At 59.0% G+C, this 6,710-nt stretch carries 6 protein-coding genes and 2 pseudogenes; 4 read left to right on the top strand and 4 right to left on the bottom strand.

The genetic code is table 11. The features are described from left to right. A partial coding sequence (gene groEL, locus DH10_RS12275) for a chaperonin GroEL (RefSeq protein WP_192384764.1) occupies window positions 1-980 on the top strand: 980 nt, incomplete at its 5' end. 53 nt (window positions 981-1,033) lie between these two features. On the opposite strand, the gene DH10_RS12280 is transcribed toward groEL, so the two are convergent. The 3 genes from DH10_RS12280 to DH10_RS12290 all read right to left on the bottom strand — a co-directional run bounded on the left by DH10_RS12280 (window position 1,034) and on the right by DH10_RS12290 (window position 2,649). Continuing rightward, window positions 1,034-1,231: a hypothetical protein gene (locus tag DH10_RS12280; protein ID WP_192384765.1), complete on the bottom strand. Its 198-nt coding sequence runs from the start codon at window positions 1,229-1,231 to the stop codon at window positions 1,034-1,036. A gap of 550 nt (window positions 1,232-1,781) precedes the next feature. After that, on the bottom strand, window positions 1,782-2,363 hold the full coding sequence (locus DH10_RS12285; RefSeq protein WP_192384766.1) for a type II toxin-antitoxin system VapC family toxin: 582 nt from the start codon (window positions 2,361-2,363) through the stop codon (window positions 1,782-1,784). Next, the gene (locus tag DH10_RS12290; protein ID WP_192178730.1) at window positions 2,353-2,649 is read right to left on the bottom strand and encodes a hypothetical protein; all 297 of its coding nucleotides are present in this window, start codon (window positions 2,647-2,649) and stop codon (window positions 2,353-2,355) included. Before DH10_RS12290 ends, DH10_RS12285 begins: the two co-directional genes overlap by 11 nt. Window positions 2,650-3,374: 725 nt before the next feature. Here DH10_RS12290 and DH10_RS12295 point away from each other — a divergent pair. The 3 genes and pseudogenes from DH10_RS12295 to DH10_RS12305 all read left to right on the top strand — a co-directional run. Continuing rightward, complete coding sequence (locus DH10_RS12295) at window positions 3,375-3,839, top strand: Ros/MucR family transcriptional regulator (protein ID WP_192384767.1); 465 nt, start codon at window positions 3,375-3,377, stop codon at window positions 3,837-3,839. A 152-nt stretch (window positions 3,840-3,991) separates the two neighbouring features. Continuing rightward, window positions 3,992-4,660 (top strand): hypothetical protein, encoded by a 669-nt coding sequence (locus tag DH10_RS12300; RefSeq protein ID WP_192384768.1) that lies wholly within the window; start codon window positions 3,992-3,994, stop codon window positions 4,658-4,660. 10 nt (window positions 4,661-4,670) lie between these two features. Then, window positions 4,671-5,063 (top strand): annotated as a pseudogene (locus tag DH10_RS12305) (MFS transporter); the annotation flags it as partial. Window positions 5,064-6,046: 983 nt separating this feature from the next. Here DH10_RS12305 and DH10_RS12310 read toward each other — a convergent pair. After that, window positions 6,047-6,620, bottom strand: a pseudogene (locus DH10_RS12310) (IS6 family transposase); the annotation flags it as partial. Window positions 6,621-6,710 lie beyond the last annotated feature (90 nt).

Raw genomic sequence — 6,710 nt, forward strand, 5'->3', positions numbered from 1 at the left:
AGCTCTCCAACCTGCAGGCCATGCTGCCGATCCTTGAGGCTGTCGTGCAGACCTCGAAGCCGCTGCTCATCATCTCGGAAGACGTCGAAGGCGAGGCTCTGGCCACGCTGGTCGTCAACAAGCTGCGTGGCGGCCTGAAGATCGCTGCCGTCAAGGCGCCGGGCTTCGGTGACCGCCGCAAGGCCATGCTGGAAGACATCGCCATCCTCACCGGTGGCCAGGTCATTTCCGAAGACCTCGGCATCAAGCTCGAGAATGTCGGCCTCAACATGCTCGGCCGCGCCAAGAAGGTGTCGATCTCCAAGGAGAACACCACCATCGTCGACGGCGCCGGCAAGAAGGCTGAGATCCAAGGCCGCGTTGCCCAGATCAAGCAGCAGATCGAGGAGACCACCTCGGACTACGACAAGGAGAAGCTGCAGGAACGTCTGGCGAAGCTCGCCGGCGGCGTTGCCGTCATCCGCGTCGGCGGTGCGACCGAGATCGAAGTCAAGGAAAAGAAGGACCGCGTCGATGACGCCCTCAACGCGACCCGCGCGGCCGTGGAAGAAGGCATCGTCCCCGGCGGCGGCGTTGCCCTGCTGCGCGCTTCGCTGACCATCAAGGCAACCGGCGCCAACTCCGACCAGACCGCCGGCATCAACATCGTGCGTCGTGCGCTGCAGGCTCCGGCCCGCCAGATCGCGGCCAACGCCGGTGCGGAGGCTTCGATCGTTGCCGGCAAGATCCTCGAGAACAAGGGCGCGACCTTCGGCTTCAACGCCCAGACCGGCGAATATGGCGACATGATCGCCATGGGCATCGTCGATCCGGTCAAGGTCGTTCGCACCGCTCTCCAGGACGCGGCCTCGGTCGCCGGATTGTTGGTCACCACCGAAGCCATGATCGCCGAGGCTCCGAAGAAGGAGTCGGCTGGCGGCGGCATGCCTGGCGGCATGGGCGGCGGCGGCATGGGCGGCATGGGTGGTATGGATTTCTAAGGTCCACGCATCTCAACAACTCGGGCGGCAGCGATGCCGCCCTTTTTGCTGGTCTAAACTTGGTCGGGAAAAATGCGGCCGGCGCGAATATTTCCGGAACCCAATAGCCCCTCGGCGTTAGTTACTAAGGCGTTTCGGGGGACAAATCCGAAGAAATGAATTTGACTAAAAAAGGCGTCCTCCGCACCTAAAAGCTGTGAGGGACGCTCCCGGGTCGAGGCCTCGCTTTTCAGGATGTTGCGCTGCGACACGGCAAATTCCGCCAAGCCGGCGCTTTTTCATGGGGCGATGCCCTTCTCCTCTTGCTGCTTAGTGGGTTCCGCACTGGCCTTTATGCGACTTTCGAAGCACAGAGCGTGAACATCGAGCCCGGTTCATTGTTAGAGTCACGGCCCAGCGAGCAGCCCTCGCTATTTTAAATGCCGCCGGGTCGTGGTGAATACAATAAACGACTGCGCCAGGGTGCCTTCAGCTTTCCCCGGAAAGCTCAAGAATTCAAAGCGGCCAGATCGTTGCACTAAGGCGTCCTTCTAGAGATCGATCGTCGTCGTTTTGCCAACTCCGTCCGGACCCTCGATAAAGAATAATTTTCCAGACATTTGCGCTCCCATATCCTCGCAATAGATATGCAGAATGGCTTCTAGTTAAACCGTCAGACTCAGCAAAACGCCAGCGTCGCAGTCGAGGCTTTCATACTCAGCGGCCATTGATGCGGCAAAAGGTTTACCCGCAGTTTAGGAGCTGGTCCGAATTTTGGCGGAAGATCACACGGTACTCTGAGACCGCCGGAACTCATGCGAATCACGAGGCTTCTAGTGTTCGATACAGGACAATTCGTCCCGTCGGTACAAGTTGGGAAAGAAAGTCGAAGTCCCGAATGTTTCCCGTGAGCACACTCGCACCCAGCTGCCGCGCCTGCAGGCAAACCAGAGCGTCGTTGACGAACTTGCGTTCGTGACCTTCGCCTTTTGGCAAATTGCTCAGTCGGAAAAGCAGGCCGGCGAGGATGCCGGATTGCCCCCAGATGGCAGTGTCGGGAGCGTGAAGTCGGTGCTCGGGTATATCCGCGACCGTCGCCCGGATCGTTTCCAGTGCGATCTTCGTTGACGTGTGCTTTGGATCCAATCGGCCGAATGCGTATGTCAGCTCGGAAAGGCACACAGCCGAATGATGACATAGCCTATACGTCAGAAGCCTATCCACCTCTGCCGGTGATCGGCCTTGGAGGACATCCAGATACACGGTCGTATCCAAAAACAATGGACCGCCAATAATAGGCTCGTCGTCGACCCATGGCAGATCGTCATCGGCCCGGCGCACGAGTGTCCCCAGGCGTTTCTGCGGTTTGAATGATCGAAGGGTATCGGCGAGATCAAATCCCAAGATCGATATCCGAGGGAATGCTGCCTTTGCGCTTGACGAGGCCAGCCCCGAAGTCATCCTCCAGCGCCAGCCGCGACAGAGCAAGTTCCAACAACTCGGTGTCCGACGTGACGTGGGCACGCTTCTTGGCCGCGTCGATCAGCTCTGACGGTACGCGCCCCGACAGACGCGTATTCTTAGCGGAGCCAAGGAGACCAACGGCCCTCGCTTGTTCGAGGACGAGCTTGTTGCGGGTCAGTGCGACCGTTGCTTCGCTGTCTGTTGTAGTATGGATTTGAGCGCCCATGCCAGCCTCCTGCGTTGAACATAACATAGTTTACGTTCAACATAGACGCAAGGGGTAGTCGAGGTCGGTCGCGGGGATGATCCCGGCGCCACGATACTGGATAGCGATGTCGGCGCGGCCGGTGGAAGATTTCGCTTCGACGGGCTACCCGAGCCGAGGGGAACATCGTCCTTAAGACGACATTCCGATTATGGTCGCAAGCGCCCGCTCGAAGAGATAAGCGCTCCTTTTGGCGATGCAACTCCAGGTTAGGGATGAATTGCAAAAAGCTCAAGACCGTACGGCTGGACATCGATTTCCGGGGGACTGCTCGGCCATCAATTTCGCATTAAGAAGATCGACGAAGTTCGGCCCAAGCTTATGGCCGAAACGCGCTTAGCAGCTGGCTGCACCCTATATCGAAAAATGCAGGTGTCGAGCTGCTTGGGTACCGAATTGCCAAAATCGACATCGCGATAGTTGCGCTTTCGATGGCGCGAAAATATCTTCGGCTCTTCGTGGAAAATTCACAAGCAGGGGATTGGGAAGCACAGCTGAACTCGACTTGGTCGGGGGATAGCCAAAAGCGAGCGGATGAACGTGCACGAGGGCATGATACGTCGCATAGATCTCAGTGCTCGACGAGCATCGCGACAGCCCTGCTAAGGCTGTATTTGCGTTCAGCGGCAACCCCCACTATGAAGCGATGCTTCGCCGACCATGTTTCAAGCCGCTCGGAGAGTTTCATGACAGAAGAAGCCGACAAAAACATCGACACCCTTATCGAGCTCACCGCCGATGTTGTCTCAGCCTATGTCTCCAACAATCCGGTTCCGGTGGGGGATCTCCCTGCTCTGATCGGCCAGGTGCATGCGGCTCTGAAAGGCACGGCCGGAAGCGTCTCGGCAGAAGAGCGGGTGGTCCTTCAGCCTGCAGTCCCGATCAAGAAGTCGGTGACACCGGATTACATCATCTCCCTTGAGGACGGGAAGAAATTCAAATCGCTAAAACGCCATCTGTCCACCCATTACGGGCTCACGCCGAATGAATATCGCGCCAAATGGGGCCTGCCGGCGGATTATCCCATGGTCGCGCCGAATTACGCCGCGGCGCGCTCGGCCTTGGCCAAGACGATGGGGCTCGGCCGCAAGCCGAAGGAGCCGGAAACGCCACTGCCGGCGAAGCGGACCCGCAAGAAGGTCGCGGTCTAATTTCGGCAACCGAAATTCGTTCTCCAGTGCGCAGCCTGCGGTCGCGCACAGGGTGCGTTTCGTGGTTGTGTCTGCGCCGCCATGTTTTCAATCGCGTACAGGGTGCGTTCCTGCAAACGCCGCTCGTAACGCAACGCAAAGGATGTCGCACCATGGGTACTCGAAATTTCATCGCAGTAGCCTCCCTCGCCATGATGGTGATCGTCTCGTCACCCTCCGAGGCCCGCACCCTCTTCACCAACGACACCGCCTCCCGCACCCAGGCCCTCGCCCTGCTGGAAACGCTCAACGCCGACCTGCTCAGCCACCCCAGCGCCACGCTTACGCTGGAACGGTGGTGTGGTGAGCACGGGCTGGCGCCGGAGGCGAAGATTGTCGCCCATCGCGTGAAGGGCGACGACAAACTGCTGCCGGATAATGCCCGCCAGGCATTGGGGATCAGCGCTGGCGAACCCGTGCACTACCGCCGCGTGCAGCTCGCCTGTGGCGAGCTCGTGCTCTCCGAGGCCGATAACTGGTACGTCCCGTCACGACTCACACCCCAGATGAACCAGGTGCTCGACACCAGCGACCAGCCCTTCGGGAAGGTGGTCCAGCCTCTGCACTTCCGCCGCCAGACCATTAGCGCCGAGCTGCTGTGGTCGCCGTTGCCCAAGGGGTGGGAGATGGACGCGCCGCTGCCGGCGGCGGGGAAAGGAGCGCTGGCCATTCCCCACGAGGTGCTGCGGCACCGGGCCATCCTCTATACCGGAGCGAACCAGCCCTTCAGCCTGGTGGTGGAGACCTACACAGCCGAGGTCTTGGCCTTCGGCCGCCGCTGACAGGCCGCGAAATTTTCGCGCTCCCGAACTGGCACTTGAACGGAAGCCCCGGAGCGACCCTATCGCTGTAAAGGTTGATTACTCCATATCAGAGTAACCTCGAGACCTTTTTGGGCTATATGCGGGCAAGGCGCCACGTTCAGAGCCGTGCCGGTGCACGAATTGGACGCTCCAGCGAAATCTTCAAACGCCTTCACTTTGCACACAGACATTCCTCACGCCAACCTGGATGGACTTTCTTCGCCTCAAGCATCGGCTCACGGCCGCGGATAAGGAAGTCGGCCCTCATCTCCTGGCACTGCATGATGGAGAGCTTCCTCCACACACAGTGCTTTCGATCGAACAAACGACCGAGGTAGCTCGTACCCATGCCACAACAATCTTTTCTCGTCCTCCGAGGTGACGTCATGATGAGGCGTTAGCCGATGAACCGGCCCCCTGGCGCATGACAAGTATCTGTCCGACCACTATCTAGTGATAACCTCAATCGTCGTGCGGCGCGACGACGATTTCAGCACGGCAGATGCGGTTGCAGGTGCAGTGGCGGGGGTGTGATCCCTCCTATGTGATAGTCCTTGCGGACAGAGGGCCGACAGGCTCTGTGCCGCATCCAGTCAGTCGGACCGATCTATCTGGCTGCCTTTCTCCGTTATCGACAAATTTTGTAGTGGAATGTGAGTGTAGAACAGCGCGGTCGACGAAAGGCTTCAAACTAACGGAGCGCAAAACCAGAATGGCGTGTAACATGCTATTCGCTGGGCGAAAAAAAAGTTCGGATTTTGAGAACGGTCATGGTTAAACAGGGCCGTGAACATACCCGCGGCATGCTCGTCGAAGCGGCTTGGCGGCAGCACGCGCGCGCCGGGGCCACTCCGTGATTTCGCTTGTCGTACTGATGGCGACCGACCGGTGCCGACCACATGGTGTCTCGATCCATGCAAACAATACTGTCGCTATTGAGCCAAACTGTCGACTATCGAACAGACGCACCATAGGCCAAACGTTTTGCATTTCGTGCGCAGCCTCAAGCAAAAAGGAAGGAAGAGCGCGACGCGAAGGTGCGCCGGCCCAACTTGAGTAGCAGCGCGCAGTTACATCCTCAGGATGGCACGTCACTTGCACATCACTTTGGGAAGCCGTTGTGACGGTTTTGCCCCGAACCAAAAGGAGATGACGATGGCAACTGGCCCGGAAGTACTGAATTGCCCGGAGCAACTGAAGATTTTGGCTGAAGAGCTGCAGGCGTAGCGTGCCGAGCCAGGAACTATGTCACGAGCTGAGGTGGAGCGATTCGTCGGCGATCTGGCGAAAGACGATAATCGACACTGTCGCGTTTGGACGTGAAGGGACCGCCGACGGCCATATCAGGCGAGGGCTGGGATCACCGCTTTCCAGGTGATGGAGATGGATCTGGAATGCGGAGCGTTTTGAGCGGGCTGGGACGAAGAGACTACGGAAGGTTGAGAAGATCGAGCGAAGCGCTGCCAGCCTCCCGGCGAACGGAAGCCCTGCATCGTCCGCTCCCGCTTTCGCAGCGGCACGTGGGAACTCTCGGCCCTGTTGTTGAGGCCCCTCTGCGCGCGGTGCTCGACATCCGGCATGACCTGCCGTTTCGCCGCTCCATAGGAACGCAGCTTGTCGGTGATGATGCGCTTTGGCGCCAGGCCCTGTTTCTTCAGCAGCCTGGTGAGCAGGCGCGGCCTCGAGAACATATCCGTCCTGATCGAGCTGCCAAACATCATTGGGGCTCGGCCGCTTCCTGCGCAGTTGGTCGAACGTAAACTCGGGGCCGAACTTCTTCCCCCACCGGCGATCGCTTTATAGGAGACGACGATCCAGCACTCCGGAAGCTCTCCTCGACCCGGCGCAGGCTCAAAGGGAACCGGTAATAAAGCCACACCGCATGGGCGGCGAAAGCGGTGACGTTTGTAGCTGATGTGCATGAACCGGCGTCGACCCCAGCGCCTCCTCACAAGAAGTTACCGTGACAACCCCCAAATCATTAACGAATCGGGTGGCCACTGACCTTGCCCCTCTGATCTAATCCGGT

The sequence above is a fragment of the Mesorhizobium silamurunense genome (genome assembly GCF_014843825.1).
In the GTDB taxonomy this organism is placed as follows: domain Bacteria; phylum Pseudomonadota; class Alphaproteobacteria; order Rhizobiales; family Rhizobiaceae; genus Mesorhizobium; species Mesorhizobium silamurunense.

Excerpts from the sequence above, each read along its gene's own strand:
- DH10_RS12290 (WP_192178730.1), bottom strand. The coding sequence starts at position 2,649 with ATGGGCGCTCAAATCCATACTACAACAGACAGCGAAGCAACGGTCGCA.
- DH10_RS12295 (WP_192384767.1), top strand. The coding sequence starts at position 3,375 with ATGACAGAAGAAGCCGACAAAAACATCGACACCCTTATCGAGCTCACC.
- DH10_RS12300 (WP_192384768.1), top strand. The coding sequence starts at position 3,992 with ATGGGTACTCGAAATTTCATCGCAGTAGCCTCCCTCGCCATGATGGTG.